Genomic DNA, 23135 nt, shown 5'->3' with positions numbered 1-23135 from the left:
TTATTCCCCCTCATCCTTTTGCGAATATTTATAAGCTACTAACTCATCAACTAATTGCTGCTCTTCTTTTTTACACACTTCAATAAAATCTGCATAATGAAGTTCTTTTAGATTCTCTAAGATTTTTTTTTCTTTTACAGCTTCTTTTAGCGCTTCTTTCTTTTCATCAATAGTTTCTTCTAGTTGCCTAAGCATTTTCGCAAGTTGCATCTGTTGCATTTTTATAGTTTCATCATAAGACTTATAGTATTTAAGTCTTTCAATATCTAATACCTGATTATTTTCAGGCCTCATAGCTTCTAATATTTCATTTCTAACAGCTATAAGTTTTTCATACTGTTCATCTAATTTAGCTTTTTCATTTAAACAAATACCCAGCTCTCTCTTACATAAATCTTCAGTATTTTGTCTAAGTGATAAAATAGGTTCTAAAGTAAATTTAAACTTCGACATTTCCTACTCCTTAGCCAACAATAGCCTGCATATAAGCCAATGTCTCTTCCTTCGTAAATTGGTCATGAGTAGCTTGTGTTAAAAAGTCCTTAATACTACTAATTTTAGAAATGGCCATATCAATTTCCGGATTACTGCCTTCTTTATAAGCCCCTACATTGATAAGGTCTTCCGCATCTGTATAAATGGCTAAGTGTTTTTTTACTTCGACTGCCATTTGACGGTGTTCTTTTGTTGTAATATCACCCATAACCCTAGAAATACTTCCAAGTACATCAATTGCTGGATAGTGACCTTTATGAGCAAGTTTTCTTGAAAGTAAAATATGTCCATCTAAAATACCACGTGCAGTATCTGTTACTGGTTCATTGAAGTCATCACCATCTACTAAAACAGTATAAAGTCCTGTAATACTTCCTTTATCTGAATAGCCTGCTCGTTCTAATAGTTTTGGAAGTGTTCCAAATACTGAAGGTGTATAGCCTCTTGATACAGGAGGTTCCCCTATAGAAAGTCCAATTTCACGTTGTGCCATTGCAAAACGTGTTAAAGAATCCATAAGAAGTAGTACATCCTGTCCTTGATCTCTAAAATATTCAGCGATTGCAGTAGCTGTTTGAGCTGCTTTAAAACGCACGAGAGCAGGCTGATCTGAAGTTGCTACAACAACAATTGAACGTTTAAGACCTGCCTCTTGTAAGTCTTTTTCAATAAATTCTCTTACCTCTCTACCACGTTCACCTATTAATGCAATGACATTAATATCTGAAAGTGCATTTCTCGCAATCATACCCATCAGCGTACTTTTACCTACACCACTCCCTGCAAATATCCCCATACGTTGCCCTTTACCTACACTAAGCATACCATCTATAGCTTTTACACCTAGCGTCATCTGTTCATGTATACGATTTCTTGTAAGGGGATTAGGTGCTGTATTTTCAAGAGGTACTTTTACACCATTCAAGATAGGTGTTTCATCTAATGGATTGGCTTGCCAATCTACAACTTGTCCTAATAAATCATTGGTAACTTTTATCTGAAGTTTTTCTCCTGTCGATTTTACAATACACCCAGGCCCTACTCCTGATAAATCACCTAATGGCATCAGCAAAATATTTTCACCATTAAAACCTACTACTTCAGCTAATAGTTCTTCATTACTAGAACCTGTAATCGTACATAATGTTCCAATATTAACTTTGGGACCTAACGATTCTACAGCCATCCCTACAACTTTTGTTACTATACCCGTATAAGTCCATAGAGGTGTATCCATGAGCTGTTTATACTTATCCAAATTCATGTCGTCTCACCCCTTAATGCATAAAAGCTGTAACTCATCTAACATTTTTTGAAGACCTTCTTTTATGTCGTATGTAATACCACCTTTAGATGATTCAACTTTACAACTTGTACAGCTCAATCGACTATCACAAATCAATTCAACTTCCACTGGTAAATGTTTAAAAGCTTCTTGTAAAGCCTCTTCATTTTCTTCTAACATTTTTGAAGCAACAATAACTTGAACCTTTTCTTTAAACTGCTCTTTTTCTATAGCTTGTTTTACAAATAAAGTTAGCCATTCTATTCCACTAATTAATTTAAAGTCTACAATTTTATGTACAAGCGCTGCTACTAGCTCTACAATCTCTGGTTCTGCTTGCTTAATAATATTTTCTTTTTCTAAATAAGCTGCTTTTATAAGGCTATCTACTTCTTCTTGCGCTTGCAACTGCTTCATATGAATTTCTTCATTAATTTGTGTTCTGTAAGCCGTAGTTTCAGCTTCAATATTTTGTTTCATTGTAGCTATTTCTACTTGTGCTTGTTCAAGTATTGCCTTTGCCTTTAGTTCGGCATCTTGTACAATTTTCATTGCTTCTTTTTTAGCCTCCTCTTCTAAGAAAGCTAAATCTATCTGTTCTACAGGTTCTTCAACTGCTATAGCAGTTGAAGAACTGTTTGTTTCTACTTGCAAATAAGATTGTTCTTTTCCTATTGAAATAATATTACCTTGTAAAGTTCTATAATTTTTAATAATACTAGACAATGACCTCATCACCTGCCCCACGTGAAATAACAATCTCGCCTGCATCTTCTAGCTTACGAATAATATTAACGATTTTTTGTTGTGCTTCTTCAATTTCTTTAACACGCTTTGGTCCCATAAACTCAAGATCCTCTTCAATCATAGAAGCAAGACGTTTGGATACGTTACCAAGTATTAATGCTTTAACATTAGCTGTCGCACCTTTAAGTGCAATGGCTAATTCATGATTATCCACTTCACGAAGTACACGTTGAATAGATCTTGGATCCAGCATCGAAATATCTTCAAATACAAACATACGTTTTCTAATTGTTTCTGCAAGTTCTGGATCTTCTATTTCTAAACTTTCCATAATATTTTTCTCAGTTGCTCGGTCTACTTGATTAATAATTTCTACGATTGAATCAATACCACCAATGGTTGCATAATCATCAGATACTAATGTAGAAAGACGTTTTTCTAGTTCCTTCTCTACTTCATTAATAAGATCTGGTGCTGCTCTATCCATTACTGCAATCCTTCTTGCTGTATCTGCTTGCATTTCAACTGGTAAAGATGTCAAAATTGCAGATGCTTGAGATGGTTTTAAATAAGAAAGAATTAATGCAATCGTTTGTGGATGTTCATTTTGAATGAAATTAACAAGTTGAGAAGCATCTGTTTTACGTGCAAATTCAAACGGTCTTACTTGTAAAGATACGGTTAATCGATTAATCACTTCAACTGCTTTTTCAGCACCTAAGGCTTGTTCAAGAACTTGTTTTGCATAACCAATTCCACCCTCTGCAATATATTCTTGCGCTAAGCAAATTTCATAAAATTCTTGCAATACTTCTTCTTTTGCTTTTGGTGAAACAGAATGTATACTTGCTATTTCTAATGTAAGCTCTTCTATTTCTTCTTCTTTTAGATGTTTAAAAATCTTAGAAGATTTTTCTGGCCCTAAAGCAATAAGCAACATAGCTGCTTTTTGCTTACTTGAATATTGTGTTCCCGCCATCTCTTATCACTCCCATTCATCTTCTGATAACCAGTTACGTAATAGATTTGCAACAGCTTCTGGTTTTTCATCCACAAATCTTTCAATTTGACGTTTGGTTTCAAGTGTTTCTTTAAGTTCAATCTCTTCAAGTTCCTTAAGATCTTGTTTAGCAACGCTAAGCATTTCTTCAACTTCAAGTTCTGGTTCTGTTTCAACATCTTCATCATGTTTTCTAAACTTGAATAGAGCAAATGCAGCAACTAATACAATAAGGAGTATTAAGATAAATGGTAGATAATCTGTAAACTCTACTTCATATGGTACTGTGTCAATAAAAACGGGTTTTTCATATCCTGATACAACCACGTTGTCAACCCCTGTCCCATATCGAATAGAATCTACAATTTCTTGCTTAACTTCTATTGGTCTATTTACACTATTTGTTTCTTTAAATATTTCCCATGTTACATTATTATCTAATGTTTTTTCTACTTCCTCTTGCTTATAAACTTTATTTTTAAATACATTTACAGCTAAAGTAGAGTTTTTATAATCAATATCACCTGGATTTTTAACTATATTTGAAATAACTTTATTATTTACATATTCTATCTCTTTATTGCTTGTTTTAGATTCACCTGTTCCCCCATCACCAACTTGATAAGTAGGTGCTTCTCCATTATTCGTTGCTACACCTGGTTCTGCACCATTTTGACTATTGGTGCTTTCAGTAGTTTGTTCTTTCTCCACTCGAATAATGCCGCGCCCATCTTCTTCAAATTGTGGGACATATTCTTCTCTCATTTCTTCATATTGATCAAAATTCAGAATAAGATTTGAGCTAATACGTACTTCATCATAAATGGGTTCTAATATTTGTTTGACTTTAGCTCCAAGGTCTTTTTCTGCTGCTAATTTAATTTCTTGTTGCTTATTAGTTGACAGCGTATCTTCCTCTTGCCCTATGTATAAGCTATTCCCCTCTGTATCAATGATATTAATATTTTCCATCTTAAGTCCTGATACACTACTTGAAACAAATCGAGCAATTCCTTCGATTTGCTTACTTGTTTGAGGTGTGTTTAGAGTAACTAAAATACTTGCGCTACTTTCTTGTTTTGAAGCAATAAAGGAGTTTTTCTCTTCTGGAACCACCAATCTTACATCTGCATAATCAATAGCATCCATAGAAGTAAGCGCACGTTCTAATTCAACTTCTGCAAGTTGATTCATTTTTGCACGTTTTTCACTCTCTGTTGTAGACATACTATTGTTAATTGCATCCTCAAAAGTATATCCACCTTTTGGTACATTTTCTCTCGTTAATGCTAATTTTGCATTGACAACATCCTTATCTTTAACTTGTAAACTTGTACCATCATCAATAATTTCATATGTAATCTTTTCATTATCTAAAACTTCTGCTGCCGCTGCAATATCTGATTCAGTAATCTTTCTTAAAACCACTTCATATTTAGGTCTTGTAAATATTACCGCTACAACAATCAGTGTTAGAATAATACAGCTTGCGCCAATGCCTAACCTTATTTTTTGCTTTTTAGAAAGCCCATTCCATTTTTCGGTTAATTGCGTTGATGCTTGCTCTATTGTCTCTTGCATGTATTCACCTCATTCCTTTTACTAGACAGATATTCGCATAATTTCTTGATACGCTTGCATAACTTGATTTCGAACTTGCATAGTAAATTGTAGAAGAATACTTGATTTCTCTTGAGCAATCATTAAATTATGAATATTATCAGTTTTACCTGTCATAAAATCATAACTTAGTTCACTTGTTTCATTTTCCGCTTTAACCGTTGCTTCTAGTAATTGTTGCGCAGATTCAAGTGCCCCTTGAAAGATACCATCATCTGTTTTTCTCTCTAATTTTTGTTCGACCACGGATAGGTTCTTACTAATCCCGCTTATAGAATCTATCATCTAGCTAACCTCCTTATCACCCTTTGCCAATTTCTAAAGCTTTTGTTGCAACAGCTTTCATTGCATTAAAGGCTGTTACATTGGCTTCATATGATCTACTAGCAGAAATCATATTTACCATTTCATCCACAGTGTTTACATTTGGCATTTCTACATATCCCTCTGCATTCGCATCTGGATGTGTTGGATTATATACGAGTGGACAAGGTGATTCATCTGTTACGATTTCTGCCACACGCACTCCTTTATGATTGCCATTTGTATACTCTCCTAAAATACTACTAAAGCTATTATTTTGATTCACGCTTTCAAAAATAACACCCTTTCGCTTATAAGCACCACCTTCAGCAGTACGTGTTGTATTGGCATTCGCTATATTCTGAGATATGATATCTAATCTCAGTCGTTGTGCGGTCATTCCTGATGCTGAGGTATCCATTGATCCAAAAAACGACATTACACATCCCCCTATCTTATATTTAATATTTATATCTCTTATACTTCTTTAGAATTTTTATATTTCACAGCTAATTATTTTATATTCTGTAATATGTATGTATAACGACGAATTTGTGCATTTGCACGTTGAATTAAAGCATCATAACGCAATTTAACTTGCGCAAGTTCTGACATTTCTTTATCAATATCTACATTATTTCCATCTATACGATATGATAGTGTACTTCGATCAGTATAGGTAACAGGTGAAAGGTTCTCAACAGTTATATTTTTTGTTCCATTTTTTTGAATTTCTGACTCTAGTTGCGTTTCAAAAGACACTTCTTGCCTTTTATAGCCTGGTGTATCTACATTCGTAACATTGCCAACTACTGCACCAAACTTCATCATGGTTGCATCTAGTACCTTATTGGTTACATCGATATCACGAAACATCATTGTTTCCCCCCTTACTTCTAAATTTAAATAGTTTTCTTTAAAACCTATTTATTCTTATACAATTATATAACTTTACTTGTCATTTATCAACATCTATGTTTCTTATTTTTCCCACTTTTTCCCCCTATTTCGTCGCTTTTTTTATTTAAAAACTATTTATAACCAAATAAAAATAGGGTAAAACATATCTTACGACATCATTTTACCCTATAGTATTAAAATAAATTTCTTACAAAAGGTTGTACATAAGCATCTACAAGGCTTATTACTATAGCACCTACTACACAATAAATAATTAATTGATGATAAACTTTACCATAGCTCTCTTTTCCCTTTACGCCATATCTTAAGCTATGTTCACCTACCATAATGCCTAAAAAAAGTAATGCTACAGCCTGTATACCAAAAAGTAAAACACTCATAATTATACCTTTTAGCCCGTAGAGCATTAAAATACCACAAATGCTAAATCCATAATTAAAACCTATAAAAAACAATATAGCCATACCCAAATACCTTGTTGGTTTTGTAAGTCCTGTTACCCATATTCCTAATAATTGAATCAGATGAATACACACAGCTTTCTTCAAAATCAGAAATGAGTTTTCCTGTATCAAAGCATTTCCTTGAACAATAGTTGTTAAACTCCCCATAAAAGCTACATCACTTTTCATACTCACACCATATAAGCTTCCAACAAGTATACCTATCATGCAAACCATAAGCCATACTAAATCTGTATTCATAAATCCTTTTGAAAAAGATTTTATCGCTCGTTTCACTTAGCTTCCTCCTCATAAGGTTTGTCCTCTCTTTTTACTTTATGAGCATAAGGCTAAGTTTAGAACTTATTTAGAATACCTCAATAAATTTTCTACCGCAAGTAATCCAGCTATTGTCTTACTATCACAGATTTCTCCCTTAAAAATCATCTCTACTGCTTTTGTAATCGGATAGGTTACAACTTCAATATATTCATCTTCATCCAAGTTTTGTTTACCTACTTGTAATTGTTCTGCCATATATAAGTGTAGACGCTCATCACTAAATCCTACAGCAGTAAACATACTACAAATTTTAGTCATTCTTCCCGCCTTAAAGCCAATCTCTTCTTCTAGTTCTCGTTTAGCACATTCAAGAGGGTCTTCGCCTTTTTCAAGTTTACCTGCTGGGATTTCTAATACATAACCATCTTTAGCATTTCTATATTGTTTAACTAAAATAACTTCTTTATTTTCTGTGATAGGTACAACTGCCGATGCCCCATTATGTACAACTAAGTCCCACTGTGCTACCGAGCCATCGTCAAATAGGATTTCATCTTGTACAATCGTAAATATTTTCCCTTTATAGACTTCTTTACGTCCAATACGTTTAGCCCCCATGATTACCTCCTAACTCATACGATTAGCTTTATCGAAACACGCGCTCATGCCACTTATAACGCTATTTCTAAAGCCCGTTTCTTCTAATTTTGCTACTGCTTCAATGGTTGTTCCACCTGGTGAGGTTACAGCATCTTTTAAAACTGCTGGATGTTCTTTAGTCTCTAACACCATCTCACATGCTCCTTTAATAGAGAGTGCAGCCATTTCATAAGCCATTTGTCTAGGCACACCAAAGCGCACAGCCGCATCTGCCATGGCTTCAATAAACATATAACCATATGCAGGTGATGATCCTGATAATGCAACGATTGCATTCATCTGATTTTCTACTATTTTGAAACTACGTCCAAAGGCGTTAAATCTTGATTCTATGGTTTCAATTTCTTCTTTTGAAATCACACCTTCTTCAAAACAGTATGCTGTAACACCTTCTCCTACTAAAGCTGGTGTATTTGGCATGGTACGTATTATTTTTTTATGACCTGCTAAAAGTGTCTGCATCTTATTAATACTTACACCAGGCGCTACAGTTATAATAACCTGTTCTTCATTTAATAGTTCTTTGATTTGGCTACATACTATTTCATAATATTGTGGCTTCACACTAAGAATAATAATATCTGTTTGTTTAACCAATTCTTCTACAGATGTACAGCCTATAATACGCGTTGCATCAAACTTGTTATATTGATTGCTATCTACATCAAATAGAGCCACTTTCTCTTCAAAATATTTAGTAATAGCACCAATCATTGCACCACCCATATTCCCAACACCAATAAATCCAAATCGTTTCATGACTTACCTCTTTCCTTAACTTTATTTTGAATATTCTTATACTTATGTTATAATTTACAGTATAATACGTTTCTATTGCGTACAATTTTATTATAACATTGTACAGCCCAAATGAAAGGAGTGATTTTATGTGGCTTATGTGGCTTGTCATAGGAATCATCTTTGCAATCGCAGAAATGATTAATAGCGGATTCTTTCTCATCTGGTTTACTGTTGGTGCCCTTGCTGCACTTATAACTTCACTTATCACTTCAAATGTTGCCATTCAACTTATTGTCTTTCTTACCATTTCTATTTTATTATTACTTACCTTAACAAAATACTGCACAGCTCATTTTTCTAAAAGAGATGCTATTGCTACGAATATCGATGCTCTTATTGGAAAGACCGGTACTGTACTAGAAGCGATCGGTGAGCATGCTACAGATGTAGGTCAAGTTAAACTAGATGGTGAAATCTGGAGTGCCATCTCAAGCAATGATTTACCTATAAAAAAAGGTTCAAAAGTAATCATTGATGAAATTCGTGGTGTACGATTAGTCGTTCACGAAGTACCAGTTGACTCTAACTCTACTAACCCTAATATGGAACAAATGTAAAACCTATAAAAGTATAGCTTAATAAACTTAATTTTTTACTATTCTTAGGAGGTTTAATCATGCCATTAACGATCGGTCTTATTATTTTAGTTCTCTTTATTTTAGTTATTACCTTAAGTTCTATCAAAATCATCAAACAATCTAGTGTAGGCATTGTGATGCGACTCGGGAAGTTTAGCCGCAAAGCAGAGACAGGAGTCAACTTTATTTTACCTTTTATTGAAAGAATCTATACGATCGTTGATTTGAGAGAGTCTGTCTTAGATTTCCCACCTCAGCCTGTTATTACAAAAGATAATGTTACAATGCAAATTGACACTGTTGTTTATTACAAAGTAACTGATCCTGTAAACTTTATTTTTGAAATTGCCAATCCACTTAGTGCTATCGAAAATTTAACAGCTACTACACTTAGAAATATTATTGGTGAATTAGATTTAGATGAGACACTTACTTCTCGTGATGTAGTCAATACTAAACTACGTGCCATTCTTGATGAGGCAACTGATAAATGGGGAATCAAAGTAAACCGTGTAGAATTAAAAAACATCCTCCCTCCTCGAGATATTCAAGATGCTATGGAAAAGCAGATGCGTGCTGAACGCCAAAGAAGAGAAGCGGTACTGCGTGCTGAAGGTGAAAAAGCTGCTGCTATCTTAGAAGCGGAAGGAAATAAAGAGTCTGCTATTTTACGAGCTGAAGCAGAGAAAGAAGCCCTTATCCATGCAGCAGAAGGCCAACGCCAGGCCTCTATCTTAAAAGCACAAGGCGAAGCTGAAGCGATTCTTCAAATTCAAAATGCTAAAGCTGAAGGTACAAAGGCGATTCTACTTGCCATGAAAGATGCTGGTGTAGATGACCAAGTCCTTGCACTACGTTCTATGGAAGCACTAGAAAAAATTGCTGAAGGTGATGCAAGTAAATTGATTCTTCCATCAGATGCTGTTAACTTCTTAGGTACCTTTAAAGGAATCAAAGAAGTTATGTCTGATCAATAATTTTTCTCTCAAACAAATAGTAAGAGCCCTATAACAAGTATTGTTATAGGGCTCTTACTATTTAGTTCATATTAAACGCGTACTTCACCTTCACGCCCAAGTACATTTTGATTTGCATCAAGTAGTGGACGAATCACTTCACCAATAAAATCTTCAACTTGCATGCTTGCACATCCAATAAAGTTCTCTGGTTTTAAAATACCACGCAGTTCTTCTTCTGACATTTTGAAAGTACCATCTGCTAAAATACGTTCAATTAAATCATTTGGTCTACCATGTTCTTTTACTTCTTTAGCCGCTTCCATAGAAAGTACACGAATTTTTTCATGAAGTTCTTGGCGGTCACCCCCACGTTTTACACCTTCCATTAAGATTACTTCTGTTGCCATAAATGGAAGCTCACTTAAAATACGTGTTTCAATAACTTTTGGATAAACAACCATTCCATCTGCTACATTCATATAAGTTTCTAAAATAGCATCGATTGCTAAAAAGGCTTCAGATACAGCAAGACGTTTATTCGCACTATCGTCTAGTGTTCTTTCAAACCATTGTGTTGAAGATGTAATCGCTGGATTAAGTGCATCACAGATTACAAAGCGCGCTAGTGCACTTATACGTTCACTACGCATTGGATTACGTTTGTATGCCATTGCTGAAGAACCTATTTGATTTTTTTCGAAAGGTTCTTCTACTTCTTTTAAATTTTGAAGTAAACGAATATCATTACTAAATTTATAAGCTGACTGAGCAATTTGACTAAGAACATTTAAAATTTGACTATCTATTTTTCTTGTATAAGTTTGACCTGTTACAGGAAATACTTCTTCATAACCTAATTTATTCGCAATACGCTTATCTAGTTCTTTAACCTTGCTATAATCTCCTTCAAATAAATTAAGGAAAGTTGCTTGAGTACCTGTTGTACCTTTTGCGCCTCTAAGTCGTTTCCCAGCTAAAAGATGATCTATTTCTTCTAAATCTAACCAAAGCTCTTGAAGCCATAAAGTAGCTCTCTTACCTACTGTTGTAAGCTGAGCTGGTTGGAAATGTGTAAACCCTAAAGTTGGAAGGTCTTTATATTTAAGTGCAAATTGTGTAAGTTTCTCCATTACATTTAAAACTTTAGTACGTAAAAGTTCTAAAGCTTCATACATAATAATCAAATCTGTATTATCGCCTACATAACAGCTTGTTGCACCTAAATGTATAATAGGCATCGCACTTGTAGCTTGTTCTCCATAAGCATGCACATGAGCCATTACATCATGACGCACTTTTTTCTCCCATGCATCTGCAACATCGTAGTTAATGGTATCCATATAACGTTTCATTTCTTCAAGCTGTTCATCTGTAATTGCTAGACCTAACTCTTTTTCTGTTTCTGCAAGAGTCACCCATAATTTACGCCATGTTTTAAATTTTTTATCCTCAGAAAATAAATAAAGCATTTCGCGACTTGCATAGCGACCTGCTAAAGGACTTTGATAAGTATCTCTCATATGCTTCTTCCTCTCTTTCATACGCTCATTGCGTCTCATTCACTTATATTATAATGAATATTTACATGAAACTCAATAAAATTCGAACCTTTTATTTATTTTTTTAGTTTTTGTTCACTTTTTAAATTTTACCTTAAACATCTCTATCTATTTTGCCACCAAATCATCACTCTATAACAACTTACCTTAAACTATTTTCTTACAATAAAAGAGGAAGCTATTTTGAACTGGCTTCCTCTTTTATTTATTCCATACACTCTACAAATTTTTTGATACGATCTAGACCTTTTATGATCGCCTCTTCTTTAATGGCATAAGAAAGCCTAATACAGTCTGGCGCTCCAAAATCTTGACAAGGTACTACTGCAACATTTTCTGCTTCTAAAATCACTCTAGCAAAGTCTGCAGCTGTTTGAATGACTTCACCATTATACTGTTTGCCATAAAGCTTAGATATATTAATAAAACAATAGAATGCACCTTGTGGTTTAATCAAATTAAAACCTTCAATTTCATTTAACCCTTCATACATTAATTTACATCTTTCTTCAAATATCTTTACCATGTTTCTAGCAAAGTCTTGACTTAAATCAAGGGCTGCTTCTGCTGCTTTTTGCGCAATAGAGTTGGGGTTAGATGTTGCATGACTCTGAATATTCCCTGCAGCTTTTGCAACTTCAAGAGGTGCTGCAATATAACCTATTCTCCACCCTGTCATTGCATGACTTTTTGATAAACCATTTATCGTAATAGTATGTTTATAAATTTCATCTGATAGTGAAGCAATACATGTATGCTCAGCACCATCATAAACTAAATATTCATAGATTTCATCTGAAACAATCCATAAGTCATGTTTAACAGCCATTTCAGCAATAGCTTTAATTTCTTCTCTTGTATATACAACCCCTGTTGGATTTGAAGGAGAATTTAAAACAATAGCTCGAGTATTAGGACCTATTGCAGCTTCTAGTGCCTCTGGCTTTAACTTATAGCCTTCTTCTTGAAGTGTATAAACTATTTTAGGTTCTCCGTAAGCCATCTTAATCATTTCTGGATAGCTCAACCAAAATGGTGCAGGTATAAGCACTTCATCTCCAGGATTTAATATGGCCATAAAAGTATTCACCAAAGAATGTTTTGCTCCATTATTAACCACAATTTGTTCTGGTGTATAACTTACATTATTTTCAACCTGCAATTTATGAGCAATGGCCTTTCTTAAACTTATGATTCCTGATGCAGGTGTATATTTCGTAAATCCTTCTTCAATGGCACGAATTGCTGCCTCTTTAATATAATCTGGTGTATCAAAATCCGGTTCACCTGCACCAAATCCTACAACATCTATTCCTTCAGCCTTCATAGCATTAGCTTTAGCTGTAATGGCTAATGTCGAAGAAGGTGCTATACTACTTGCTAATCTAGAAATCATACTATCATCCTCCACTTAGTTTTTGAAATATTAGTATCATTATAATTTATTTATCTGACTTTTGCAAGATTCATTTTTAATCTTTCATTTAGTAACTTAATATTATTTTATTCATTAATCTTTTTTTTGTTCTATATGCTTAATCTTTTATTTCAACTTTAATGATTCTTAACTTAAGTAAACAAGCTTATCGTATGTTTCTTTTTATTTTTGTTTATTCTGTGCAATAAAAATGTATAATGGATTCATTTTTATGTAGATACTTAAACAAATAAAAGAAGAGGTGTCACTAGACACCTCTTCTTTTATTTTGCGTACTCTGTTGCACGCGTCTCTCTTATGATGCTTACTTTTATTTGACCTGGATATTCAAGATCCTTTTCGATCTGTTTTGTAACTTCTCTTGCTAGAAGTACAAGTCCTTCGTCATCTACCTCTTCAGGAACAACCATAATACGCACTTCACGACCTGCTTGAATTGCAAAGGATTTATCAACACCTTTAAATGACGTTGCAATTTCTTCAAGTTTTTGTAAACGTTTAATGTATGTTTCTAAAGTTTCACGACGTGCGCCTGGACGTGCAGCAGAAATAGTATCTGCAGCTTGTACAATAACTGCAATAGCTGTTTCTTGATCTACATCACCATGATGTGCTTCAACAGCATTAATAACCACTGCATTTTCACCATATTTACGGCAAAGGTTTGCACCAATGCTTACATGTGAACCTTCTACTTCATAGTCAACAGATTTACCTATATCATGAAGTAAACCAGCACGTTTTGCAAGGCGAATATCTAAACCTAATTCTCCTGCAATAAGACCTGCTAAGTTTGAAACTTCAATAGAATGTCTAAGTACATTTTGTCCATAACTTGTCCTGAACTTCATCTTACCAAGTAAACGAATAAGCTCTGGATGAAGCCCATGTACCCCTGTTTCAAATGTAGCTGCTTCCCCTTCTTCACGAATAAGGACCTCAACTTCTTTACGTGCTTTTTCTACCATTTCTTCAATACGTGCTGGATGGATACGTCCATCTACAATGAGTTTTTCAAGGGCAATCCTTGCAATCTCACGACGGATTGGATCAAATCCTGATAAAATAACCGCTTCAGGTGTATCATCAATAATAAGATCAATACCTGTTAATGTTTCTAAAGTACGAATATTACGACCTTCACGACCAATAATACGTCCTTTCATCTCATCATTAGGTAATGGAACAACGGATACTGTTGTATCCACAACATGGTCTGCTGCACACTTTTGAATAGCATTCGTAAGGATTTCTTTTGCCTTTTTGTCAGCTTCCATTTTTGTTTTTGCTTCAACTTCTTTAATAAGAAGTGCTGACTCATGTTTTACTTCATCTTCGATGGTCTTAAGAAGATATTGTTTTGCAGCCTCTGATGTAAGTCCTGAAATACGTTCTAGTTCATCTAACTGCTTTCTTTCAATTTCTTCAATTTGTAGCTTAGTTTTTTCAATTTTATCTAATCTCACTTGAAGCTGTTCTTCTTTCTGTTCAAATTGATTAGATTTTTTATCAAGTACTTCTTCTTTTTGTACTAAACGTCTCTCTAGCTGATGCAATTCACTTCTACGTTCTTTTACTTCTTTGTCTAATTCATTTTTAACTTTAATATTCTCTTCTTTTGCTTCTAAAAGCATTTCTCTCTTTTTAGCTTCCCCAGTCTTTATAGCATCATCTATGACTTTTCGCGCTTTTTCTTCTGCTGAACCAATTTGCGCTTCTGCGATACGTTTTCTATAAAGAATGCCTGCTGCAAAGCATAATATTCCAACTACAATACTAATCAGTACGACCATAATCACTGTGATTACGGAAACATTATTTATGATATGACCACCTCCCTATTTTTGTGCTAAAAACGTGCAAATAACAACATAATTGTATAACTTTTTAAAATCACTGTCAAGCATTGGCATTAGTCAAACAGCCCCTCATTTTGACGTCGAATGCAACGTTCTACTGCACTGTAAGAAAAACCACGTGTCAAAATACGATTAATAATTTTTTGTTTGTCTTTATATTCAAGTTCAGAACTATACTTAAACTTATTTAAAAAGTATAAAATGTTCTCTTCTTCTTCTTCTGCATACTTCTCTTTGTATGTTTCAAGATCACTAACAACAATACCTTTACTATAAAGTTCTGACTGTACTTTTCTCAAACTTTTATGATTATATTTTACTTTTGAATTCATATAACGCTTGACAAAATTTTCATCATTAATATAGCTATATTTTTTGAGGAAGCTTATAACTTCTTCGATAATCCATTCGCTATATTCGGCTTTTAATAGTAACATACGCATTTGTTGCTCTGTCTTATCGCCTCTTGCTATGCTGTTAAGTGCACGCATTTTAGCCTTATCTAATTGAAGTTTAGACATTAAAGCCTCATAACCCGCATTATCCAATACCATTCCTGCTACAAGTCCATACCGTTCAACTGCTTTATTACTTGCACCAAAAGAAAATTCTCCATTTATATAAACCGAAGAACGGTCTGGATCTTTTTTCTGTGGTTCTATTGCTGTAATTTCATATTTTATATCCACTTTTTAATCATGCCCACTTTCTTTTATTTTTAAACGTCATTTAAGTATATCCTATAGCCTTCCTATTCAAAAGCCTCACACCCTATTTTATCAACCAGCCATCTATCTAGATATTACTTAGATACCATTCCACAGCATTAGTGTACACTGCCAAATACACAAGTTATTTCACTATTATTTGTGAGACCTTCATCATTCCTTTACGCTATTTAAAAGTATATTTTTTATGCTCTTACACCCCTTTAAAATACTTCACCTGTTATGTAACATAAGTATAGCACATCTTACAATAGAAAAAGGTTCTAACATCCTATATGAGATGTTAGAACCTTTTTCTTACTCTTCAAAATCAAGCATCATATCTTCTGTGTCTTCTAAATCCTCTACTGGCACTTCTGACTCTGCTTTATTCACACCATAGTGATTACGTACAGCCAATTCAATTTCTTCTAATAAAGCTGGATTTTCTTTTAAGAATACTTTGGCATTTTCACGCCCTTGTCCTAAACGAACGTCTCCATATGAATACCATGCACCGCTTTTATTAACGATATCGATATTTGCTGCAAGGTCTAGTACATCACCTTCTTTAGAAATACCTTCACCATACATAATATCAAATTCTGCTTGTTGGAAAGGTGGTGCTACTTTATTTTTAACAACTTTTACACGTGTACGACTTCCTATAAATTCATTGCTTTGTTTAAGTGTTTCAATCTTTCTTACATCTAAACGAACAGAAGCATAGAATTTAAGTGCACGTCCACCTGTTGTTGTTTCGTTACTACCAAATGTAATACCTACTTTTTCACGTAACTGGTTGATAAATACAACTGTACATTTTGATTTATTAACAACTCCTGTAAGCTTTCTAAGCGCTTGTGACATCAATCTTGCTTGAAGACCCATATGTGAGTCCCCCATATCCCCTTCAATTTCAGCACGTGGTACAAGTGCTGCTACAGAGTCTACGATTACAAGGTCAATTGCACCAGAGCGTACCATTGTCTCGGCAATTTCAAGAGCTTGTTCACCATTGTCTGGTTGTGAAATATATAATTCATTAATATCTACACCAAGTTTTTTAGCATAGGCAGGGTCAAGTGCATGCTCAGCATCGATAAATGCTGCAATACCACCCATTTTTTGTACTTCTGCAATCATGTGTAGGGTTACTGTTGTTTTACCTGATGATTCAGGTCCATAAACCTCGATAATTCTTCCACGTGGTACTCCCCCAACACCTAATGCGATATCTAAACTTAATGATCCAGTCGGGAATGTAGAAACACTCGTTTCTGTAGCTTCCCCAAGCTTCATAATTGAGCCTTTTCCAAATTGTTTTTGTATTTGAGAAATCGCAGCATCTAATGCTTTTTTTGATTCGTTATTCATCATCTCACCTCTTCATCATATCGAACATTTGTTCTTTACATCATTATACCTAAGTTCCATTCAAATAGCAAGTCTAATTATGAAGTTTTTCTAGCAACCTTTGTAAAATATGTTTGACTGCTTTATTTCTTATTTCCTGTCTATCCCCTTCCAATCTAAGCTCATAGGTTAGGGTTTCATCTGGTAATGCAATCCCTATATATACAAGCCCTACAGGCTTCTCCATAGTACCACCATCTGGCCCTGCAATCCCCGTTGTAGATAGTCCAATATCTACTTGAGCTGCCTTTCTAACACCTTCTGCCATTTCCCTAGCTGTCTCATGGCTTACTGCACCATACTGACTAAGTGTCTCCTTTTTTACACCTAAATATTTCATCTTAGCTTCATTACTATAAGTCACTACGCCTTCTTTGAAGTAGCTAGAGATTCCACTACAGTTGACTAATGTGCCAGCTAAAAGCCCTCCTGTACAAGATTCCGCCGTAGATAAAGTTAAATGCTTGTCTTTAATTATTTTCAAAATAATTTCTTCAATTTCTTCATCATTATAACCAACTATATGAGATTTTAAACGGGACTCTATTTTATTTTTCATTTCTTCTACTGCTTCATAAGCTTCTTGATAGGTCTTTTTATAGGCTCTTATACGTAATATGATTTCTAACTTACCTACATAAGGTGCCACAACTAAGTCTTCAAATTCGCCTAATAGATCACTTATTTGTTCGGCTAGATGACTTTCACCAATTCCAAAGCATTTAATATCCAAAGTATAGTATACCCCATCCATCTTTTGTTCTAAATACGGGCACACTTCATTATTAAACATAGGCATAAGCTCTTTAGGAGGACCTGGTAAGAGCACAACTATTTTCCCTTCTGACTCCATTAGACACCCTGGGGCCGTTCCACAATCATTGTTTAATATATAAGCATCTTTAGGGAAGTAAGCTTGTTTACGGTTATTCTCTGGTGTTGTACGCCCTGTTCTTGCAAAATACTCAGTGATATCTTTATAAATCTCTTCATAAAATACGAGTGGCTTCCTTAAGTATTCACATACGACCTCTTTTGTTAAGTCATCTTTTGTAGGCCCTAAACCACCTATTATAAAAATAGCATCTGTGCGCTTCAATGCAGTTTCTAAAGCACGTTCAATATCTTCCTTTGAATCTCCTACCGCTGTATGATAACTTGTCAAAATGCCATAGTCTTGAAGTTTACTTGCAATAAAGCTGGCATTTGTATTTACAGTGTGTCCTGTAATCACTTCATTCCCTACTGCCAAAATCTCAGCTTTCATATTGATCATCCCTTTCTTTATGTGCTGAAAATTTTATTCATCCCTATTACTTTCATCATAAAACGCTATACTTCTATATTTCTCTTCCCTTTTGTCTTAATATTTAAATATATTTATCATATAAAAAAGGTAGGAAGTCCATCTTCCTACCTAGTATAACACTATTTTTACTTTAGTATAACATTCTCCTATAAATCTTGTGGTAAAAGCTTATTAAGAACAACACCTAATAAAGCTGCTACTGCAAGACCAGAAATTGTAATAGTACCCCAAACTGGAACATCTGATACACCAATTCCTACTACAAAGATTACAGCTGCAATAAGCAAGTTACGGCTATGTTTAAAATCCAATTGCTCTTCAACTACAGTGCGTACACCTACTGCTGCAATCATTCCGAAGAGTACAATACTAATACCACCCATAACAGCACCTGGAATAGTTTGTACAATTGCTGTAAACTTACCACATAAACTAAGTACTATTGCAAAACATGCTGCAATACGAATAATTTTTGGATCGTATACTTTTGTTACTGCAAGTACACCTGTATTTTCTCCATATGTTGTATTAGCAGGACCACCAAGTAGTGCTGCTACGATTGTTGCTAAACCATCACCTAAAAGTGTACGATGTACACCTGGATTTTCAAAGAAGTCTTTACCTACTACAGCACCATTTGTTGTGATATCACCAATATGCTCAATAAATACAACTAATGCAATCGGTGCAATAGCTAAAATCCCTGCAAGCGCATCTGCATTAAAAGCAGGTAAAGTTGTTAAATCACTCATGGCTGCTTCTGATAAGCCAATCCAACTTGCATCCATAATAGGTTGAGTATCTACCATTCCCATCGCTAAACATACTACATAACCTAATACAACAGCTATGAGGATTGGAATCATTTTAAAGAAACCACGTGCCCAAATTGAAATAGCAATAACGACTGCCACTACAAGAAGTGCTACCAATACTTTATTGAAGTCTAAAGGTAATGTAATAGGCATACTACGAATAACCTCTATTGGTAAGTCTGCAGGTATTCCTGCTGGTAAATTTGCTAAGAGATTTGCATCTGTTCCATCTACGCGAAGCATATTAATCGCTGTAGGGCTTAATCTTAAACCAATAACCATAATCATCGGACCTACTACAATTGGAGGGAAGAAAGATTTAACCTTTTCTACGCCTACTAATTTAATCACACCTGCCATCATGATATAAACTAATCCTGTTGCAATTATTCCTGTTTTTACAACGCCAATACCGTATTGAGAAAGTATTAAACTAATTGCACTGATAAATGCAAAGCTTGATCCTAAAAATACAGGTACAATACCTTTTGTTACTGAGTGAAACACAAGTGTTCCAATACCAGCTGCTAATATTGCAAGCCCTGGATTTAATCCTGTCAACATAGGTACAAGAACTGTGGCACCAAACATTGCAAGGACATGTTGTAAACCTAATACTAACTTCTTCCCTGTCGTAATATTTTCCATCTCCATTTTTACCCCTCCATTAAATAAAATATTATTTTGTTTCTAGTAAAACGTAATTCTCCCCATCTATTTCTTGTAAACGTACATGTACAATTTCTTTTTTAGATGTAGGAATATTTTTACCTATAAAATCTGGTCTTATTGGAAGTTCACGATGACCACGGTCAATAAGCGTAGCAAGTTTAATATAACTTGGTCTTCCAAGATCCATAACTGCGTCCATAGCTGCACGTACTGTACGCCCTGTGTAAATAACATCATCCACTAAGATGACTGTTTTATCGTTAATATCATGTACATTACTTTCACCTGTTACAGGTTGTGCATATTTTTTTTCTAAATCATCTCTGTAAAAGGCAATATTAATTTTTTCTACTGGTACATCTACCTCTTCAATTTGTTTAATCTTTTCTGCCAATCTGTATGCAAGTGGTACACCTCTTGTTTCAATTCCAACAAGAATAATATCTTTTGCACCTTTATTGGCTTCAATAATTTCATGTGCAATACGTGTTAACGCACGATTCATTGCTGTTTCATCTAACAAAATTTTATGAACCATCTTCTTCCTCCTCATTTTTCATATTGGGCATAAAAAAAGGTTTCTTATGGAATCGTCCATAAGAAACCTTGTAGATATACATGACCAAAATAACGTAACACTACGCTATTTTAATAAACTTATAAAAACCGATCAGTACATCCTTGTTAGCCTCCCGGACTACTCTTAAAGGACTTCGTCTTTAACAGGCTATCACATCTTTCTAAGTTTGTCAAGGGTTGTACTAAATAGTTCTGGTAACTCACTTGTAAATTCTACATATTCTCCTGTAGTCGGATGTTCAAATCCTAATACCTTAGCATGTAGCATTTGTACCTCAATTCCCCACATCATTTTACTAGGCCCATAAACAGGGTCTCCTAAAAGGGGATGCCCTATACTTGTCATATGGACACGTATTTGATGCGTTCTTCCTGTATAGAGGGTTAACTCTACATAAGCAAACTGTTTAAACTGTTCAATTACACGATAGTGAGTTTTAGCATAACGCCCATCTTGTACAATAGCCATCTTCTTTCGATCTTTAGGAGACCTTCCTATTGGCTTTTCTATGGTGCCTTCTGTCTCCTTGAAGTTACCATAGACAATCGCATGATAACGTCTTGTAATATGATGGTCTTTTAATAAATTAGAAAGCATTAGATGGGCTTTATCATTTTTAGCAATCATTAATATACCCGATGTATCTTTATCTATACGGTGAACAATTCCTGGTCGAATCTCACCATTTATACCTGAAAGCCCATCTTTACAATGATATAGCAAAGCATTTACCAATGTTCCTGTATAGTTTCCTGGTGCAGGATGTACAACCATATCTTGAGGTTTATTCACAATAATAATGTCATCATCCTCATAAACAATATCTATTGGGATATTCTCTGCTACAATATCCACTTCTACAGGTTCTGGAATTATAACAAGTAGCTCATCACCTTGCTTCACCTTATATCTTGCGGGTTGTACTTTTCCATTGACAGTAACACGACCTTCTTCTATTTGCTTTTGTAAAAAAGATCTTGTATAGTCAGCTAACTGCTCATCTAAATATTTATCAAGTCTAAGCCCTGCTTCTTCTACGTTTAAAATGATTTCTTCATTCATGATGTCTAATCCTCGTTGTTTACTTTTTTCGTATCCTCAAGTTCAAGTTCTCCAAATAAAAGAATTGGGAAGAGTAAGATTACGCCACCTACAACACACATATCTGCCACATTAAAGACAGGGAAATCAATTAATGAGAAATAAATCATATCACGTACATAATGAATAAATACACGATCAATTAAATTCCCAATGGCTCCACTTACAACTAAAACAAGTGCGATTTTCATCCATACTCCTGACTTATTTTCCGGTATAGAACGCCAATACCATAAAATAACGCCTAATACAGCTGCTGTAATCAGCACAAAGAGCCATACTTTCCCTTGCATCATACCAAAGGCCGCACCTCTATTTTCAACATAAGTCAGTTCTAATACACCTGGCCATAAAACAATATTTTCAGCACCGGTATTTTGGAAGTGGTTTACCGTCCAGATTTTTGTTATTTGGTCTAATAAAACTAACAATGCAATACTAATAGGTGTAATAAATTTCATTCGAGTTCTTCCTTTCTCTTCCTCATAAGAAAAACGTGCTTACTGGCACGTTTCTTGGATATATATAAGTGATTGTTGCATTTCATCTTCTGTAACATCTTTAACAATTTCAACTGCACCTATGTCATTTATTAAAATAAATGCTACTTTCCCATAAGCTTTCTTCTTATCAAAGAGCACATGATGAAGGACTTCTTTTATGTCAAATGGCATGACAGGTTGAAGAAGATGATAGCTTTTACATAAGTTTGTAACGTTTTCTAATGTCTCTTGAGTACATAAACCACGTTTATAACTTATAAAACTTGCTGCTACTATACCGTAAGCAACACATTCTCCATGTAAAATGGTAAAGTCAGACACAGTCTCTAAAGCATGCCCTAACGTATGTCCAAAGTTGAGAATTTTCCTTAGTCCAAGTTCTTTTGTATCTTCTTCCACTACACTACATTTTACAAGACAAGAATAATAGGTCATTTCTTCTAAAGCCACTAAGTCTTGTTCCAATATTTTATCCTTTTTATCGTTAAGATAATCATATAAAGCTTTATTTTTGATAAAAGCATGCTTTAAAACTTCAGCTAAACCTGAAATCATCTCTCTTTCAGGCAAAGTTCTTAAAGTAGATAAATTGGTATAAACAAGTACTGGCTGATAAAATGCACCAACCATATTTTTATGTTTTAAATAATCAACGCCTACTTTACCCCCTATGCTACTATCATTTTGCGCAACGATTGTTGTAGGAATCTGTACAAATGGAATACCTCTCATATAGCTTGAAGCTACAAATCCACTCATGTCCCCTACAACACCACCACCTAATGCTACAATAAGACTACTTCTATCCATTTCACATTCAATAAGCTTATCATAAATCTTGGTTATTGTTCCAAGGTACTTAGATTGTTCGCCGGCTTCAAATTGATGTGAAAAGACAGGTGCAATTGTTTCGAGTTGCTTACATACTTCCTCTAAATATAATGGTCCAACATGTGTGTCTGTAATCACCATAATGCTACTTGGTTTTACAACTTCACAAATGGATTCTTTAAGTTTGTTAAAATCAGTTGTTACAATGATGTGATACGGCCTTGTCGCCGTCTTTTGTAATTGCTTCATAC

General features: G+C 34.5%; 24 protein-coding genes. 2 read left to right on the top strand and 22 right to left on the bottom strand.

What is annotated here, in order from left to right; all coding sequences use genetic code 11:
* The 11 genes from fliJ to proC all read right to left on the bottom strand — a co-directional run bounded on the left by fliJ (position 1) and on the right by proC (position 8515).
* The gene (gene fliJ / locus PBV87_RS13935; RefSeq protein ID WP_053983933.1) at positions 1-453 is read right to left on the bottom strand and encodes a flagellar export protein FliJ; all 453 of its coding nucleotides are present in this window, start codon (positions 451-453) and stop codon (positions 1-3) included.
* 10 nt (positions 454-463) lie between these two features.
* Positions 464-1759, bottom strand: coding sequence for a flagellar protein export ATPase FliI (fliI, locus tag PBV87_RS13930; RefSeq protein ID WP_271012663.1), 1296 nt, complete (start codon positions 1757-1759; stop codon positions 464-466).
* Positions 1760-1765: 6 nt separating this feature from the next.
* Positions 1766-2506, bottom strand: coding sequence for a FliH/SctL family protein (locus PBV87_RS13925; RefSeq protein ID WP_271012662.1), 741 nt, complete (start codon positions 2504-2506; stop codon positions 1766-1768).
* Positions 2499-3506 carry a flagellar motor switch protein FliG gene (fliG, locus tag PBV87_RS13920; protein WP_053983936.1) on the bottom strand — a complete coding sequence of 336 codons (1008 nt, stop codon included), beginning with the start codon at positions 3504-3506 and terminating at the stop codon, positions 2499-2501. The genes PBV87_RS13925 and fliG overlap by 8 nt, the downstream gene beginning before the upstream one ends.
* A 6-nt stretch (positions 3507-3512) precedes the next feature.
* Entirely contained in the window at positions 3513-5108 is a 1596-nt protein-coding gene (gene fliF, locus PBV87_RS13915; RefSeq protein ID WP_053983937.1) for a flagellar basal-body MS-ring/collar protein FliF, read from the bottom strand.
* A gap of 21 nt (positions 5109-5129) precedes the next feature.
* Positions 5130-5393, bottom strand: a complete 264-nt coding sequence (locus tag PBV87_RS13910; protein ID WP_198524887.1) for a flagellar hook-basal body complex protein FliE — start codon at positions 5391-5393, stop codon at positions 5130-5132.
* Between the two features lie 55 nt (positions 5394-5448).
* Positions 5449-5889, bottom strand: a complete 441-nt coding sequence (gene flgC / locus PBV87_RS13905; protein ID WP_271012661.1) for a flagellar basal body rod protein FlgC — start codon at positions 5887-5889, stop codon at positions 5449-5451.
* Positions 5890-5963: 74 nt separating this feature from the next.
* Positions 5964-6329 (bottom strand): flagellar basal body rod protein FlgB, encoded by a 366-nt coding sequence (gene flgB / locus PBV87_RS13900; RefSeq protein ID WP_271012660.1) that lies wholly within the window; start codon positions 6327-6329, stop codon positions 5964-5966.
* Between the two features lie 215 nt (positions 6330-6544).
* Positions 6545-7111 carry a hypothetical protein gene (locus PBV87_RS13895; protein WP_053983941.1) on the bottom strand — a complete coding sequence of 189 codons (567 nt, stop codon included), beginning with the start codon at positions 7109-7111 and terminating at the stop codon, positions 6545-6547.
* 66 nt (positions 7112-7177) lie between these two features.
* On the bottom strand, positions 7178-7714 hold the full coding sequence (locus tag PBV87_RS13890; protein WP_053983942.1) for an NUDIX hydrolase: 537 nt from the start codon (positions 7712-7714) through the stop codon (positions 7178-7180).
* 9 nt (positions 7715-7723) lie between these two features.
* The gene (proC, locus tag PBV87_RS13885) at positions 7724-8515 is read right to left on the bottom strand and encodes a pyrroline-5-carboxylate reductase (protein WP_053983943.1); all 792 of its coding nucleotides are present in this window, start codon (positions 8513-8515) and stop codon (positions 7724-7726) included.
* Positions 8516-8643: 128 nt separating this feature from the next.
* On the opposite strand from proC, the gene PBV87_RS13880 reads away from it, so the two are divergent.
* The gene (locus tag PBV87_RS13880) at positions 8644-9114 is read left to right on the top strand and encodes an NfeD family protein (RefSeq protein ID WP_271012659.1); all 471 of its coding nucleotides are present in this window, start codon (positions 8644-8646) and stop codon (positions 9112-9114) included.
* Between the two features lie 59 nt (positions 9115-9173).
* The gene (locus tag PBV87_RS13875; protein WP_053983945.1) at positions 9174-10112 is read left to right on the top strand and encodes an SPFH domain-containing protein; all 939 of its coding nucleotides are present in this window, start codon (positions 9174-9176) and stop codon (positions 10110-10112) included.
* A 71-nt stretch (positions 10113-10183) separates the two neighbouring features.
* Here PBV87_RS13875 and purB read toward each other — a convergent pair whose 3' ends face one another.
* The 11 genes from purB to aroB form a co-directional block, all read right to left on the bottom strand.
* Complete coding sequence (purB, locus tag PBV87_RS13870) at positions 10184-11614, bottom strand: adenylosuccinate lyase (RefSeq protein WP_053983946.1); 1431 nt, start codon at positions 11612-11614, stop codon at positions 10184-10186.
* Between the two features lie 244 nt (positions 11615-11858).
* The gene (locus tag PBV87_RS13865) at positions 11859-13049 is read right to left on the bottom strand and encodes a pyridoxal phosphate-dependent aminotransferase (protein WP_271012658.1); all 1191 of its coding nucleotides are present in this window, start codon (positions 13047-13049) and stop codon (positions 11859-11861) included.
* Between the two features lie 305 nt (positions 13050-13354).
* Positions 13355-14884, bottom strand: a complete 1530-nt coding sequence (gene rny, locus PBV87_RS13860; RefSeq protein WP_053986291.1) for a ribonuclease Y — start codon at positions 14882-14884, stop codon at positions 13355-13357.
* 119 nt (positions 14885-15003) lie between these two features.
* Positions 15004-15639, bottom strand: a complete 636-nt coding sequence (locus PBV87_RS22920) for a regulatory protein RecX (protein ID WP_053983948.1) — start codon at positions 15637-15639, stop codon at positions 15004-15006.
* Between the two features lie 336 nt (positions 15640-15975).
* On the bottom strand, positions 15976-17037 hold the full coding sequence (recA, locus tag PBV87_RS13850) for a recombinase RecA (protein ID WP_334305095.1): 1062 nt from the start codon (positions 17035-17037) through the stop codon (positions 15976-15978).
* A 70-nt stretch (positions 17038-17107) separates the two neighbouring features.
* Complete coding sequence (locus tag PBV87_RS13845) at positions 17108-18340, bottom strand: competence/damage-inducible protein A (RefSeq protein ID WP_271012656.1); 1233 nt, start codon at positions 18338-18340, stop codon at positions 17108-17110.
* Positions 18341-18528: 188 nt separating this feature from the next.
* Positions 18529-19851 (bottom strand): uracil-xanthine permease family protein, encoded by a 1323-nt coding sequence (locus PBV87_RS13840; RefSeq protein ID WP_198524889.1) that lies wholly within the window; start codon positions 19849-19851, stop codon positions 18529-18531.
* A gap of 25 nt (positions 19852-19876) precedes the next feature.
* Positions 19877-20407: a bifunctional pyr operon transcriptional regulator/uracil phosphoribosyltransferase PyrR gene (pyrR, locus tag PBV87_RS13835; protein ID WP_053983951.1), complete on the bottom strand. Its 531-nt coding sequence runs from the start codon at positions 20405-20407 to the stop codon at positions 19877-19879.
* 192 nt (positions 20408-20599) lie between these two features.
* Entirely contained in the window at positions 20600-21511 is a 912-nt protein-coding gene (locus PBV87_RS13830) for an RluA family pseudouridine synthase (protein ID WP_271012655.1), read from the bottom strand.
* Between the two features lie 5 nt (positions 21512-21516).
* A complete protein-coding gene (lspA, locus tag PBV87_RS13825) occupies positions 21517-22011 on the bottom strand; it encodes a signal peptidase II (protein WP_053983953.1) in 495 nt (164 codons plus the stop codon).
* 39 nt (positions 22012-22050) lie between these two features.
* The gene (aroB, locus tag PBV87_RS13820) at positions 22051-23133 is read right to left on the bottom strand and encodes a 3-dehydroquinate synthase (RefSeq protein ID WP_271012654.1); all 1083 of its coding nucleotides are present in this window, start codon (positions 23131-23133) and stop codon (positions 22051-22053) included.
* Between the last annotated feature and the right edge of the window lie 2 nt (positions 23134-23135).

Origin of the sequence: Holtiella tumoricola, from assembly GCF_027857615.1 — a bacterium.
GTDB classification, from domain to species: Bacteria; Bacillota; Clostridia; order Lachnospirales; family Cellulosilyticaceae; genus Holtiella; species Holtiella tumoricola.
The sequence above is the reverse complement of the archived record's forward strand: the minus strand, read 5'-3'. Positions and strand labels throughout refer to the sequence as shown.

Excerpts from the sequence above, each read along its gene's own strand:
- PBV87_RS13840 (WP_198524889.1), bottom strand. The coding sequence starts at position 19,851 with ATGGAGATGGAAAATATTACGACAGGGAAGAAGTTAGTATTAGGTTTA.
- flgB (WP_271012660.1), bottom strand. The coding sequence starts at position 6,329 with ATGATGTTTCGTGATATCGATGTAACCAATAAGGTACTAGATGCAACC.
- pyrR (WP_053983951.1), bottom strand. The coding sequence starts at position 20,407 with ATGGTTCATAAAATTTTGTTAGATGAAACAGCAATGAATCGTGCGTTA.
- PBV87_RS13845 (WP_271012656.1), bottom strand. The coding sequence starts at position 18,340 with ATGAAAGCTGAGATTTTGGCAGTAGGGAATGAAGTGATTACAGGACAC.
- proC (WP_053983943.1), bottom strand. The coding sequence starts at position 8,515 with ATGAAACGATTTGGATTTATTGGTGTTGGGAATATGGGTGGTGCAATG.
- fliG (WP_053983936.1), bottom strand. The coding sequence starts at position 3,506 with ATGGCGGGAACACAATATTCAAGTAAGCAAAAAGCAGCTATGTTGCTT.
- rny (WP_053986291.1), bottom strand. The coding sequence starts at position 14,884 with ATGGTCGTACTGATTAGTATTGTAGTTGGAATATTATGCTTTGCAGCA.
- flgC (WP_271012661.1), bottom strand. The coding sequence starts at position 5,889 with ATGTCGTTTTTTGGATCAATGGATACCTCAGCATCAGGAATGACCGCA.
- purB (WP_053983946.1), bottom strand. The coding sequence starts at position 11,614 with ATGAGAGATACTTATCAAAGTCCTTTAGCAGGTCGCTATGCAAGTCGC.
- PBV87_RS13830 (WP_271012655.1), bottom strand. The coding sequence starts at position 21,511 with ATGAATGAAGAAATCATTTTAAACGTAGAAGAAGCAGGGCTTAGACTT.
- PBV87_RS13865 (WP_271012658.1), bottom strand. The coding sequence starts at position 13,049 with ATGATTTCTAGATTAGCAAGTAGTATAGCACCTTCTTCGACATTAGCC.
- fliF (WP_053983937.1), bottom strand. The coding sequence starts at position 5,108 with ATGCAAGAGACAATAGAGCAAGCATCAACGCAATTAACCGAAAAATGG.
- aroB (WP_271012654.1), bottom strand. The coding sequence starts at position 23,133 with ATGAAGCAATTACAAAAGACGGCGACAAGGCCGTATCACATCATTGTA.
- lspA (WP_053983953.1), bottom strand. The coding sequence starts at position 22,011 with ATGAAATTTATTACACCTATTAGTATTGCATTGTTAGTTTTATTAGAC.
- PBV87_RS13875 (WP_053983945.1), top strand. The coding sequence starts at position 9,174 with ATGCCATTAACGATCGGTCTTATTATTTTAGTTCTCTTTATTTTAGTT.
- fliJ (WP_053983933.1), bottom strand. The coding sequence starts at position 453 with ATGTCGAAGTTTAAATTTACTTTAGAACCTATTTTATCACTTAGACAA.
- fliI (WP_271012663.1), bottom strand. The coding sequence starts at position 1,759 with ATGAATTTGGATAAGTATAAACAGCTCATGGATACACCTCTATGGACT.
- recA (WP_334305095.1), bottom strand. The coding sequence starts at position 17,037 with ATGATGAATAACGAATCAAAAAAAGCATTAGATGCTGCGATTTCTCAA.
- PBV87_RS13890 (WP_053983942.1), bottom strand. The coding sequence starts at position 7,714 with ATGGGGGCTAAACGTATTGGACGTAAAGAAGTCTATAAAGGGAAAATA.
- PBV87_RS13880 (WP_271012659.1), top strand. The coding sequence starts at position 8,644 with ATGTGGCTTATGTGGCTTGTCATAGGAATCATCTTTGCAATCGCAGAA.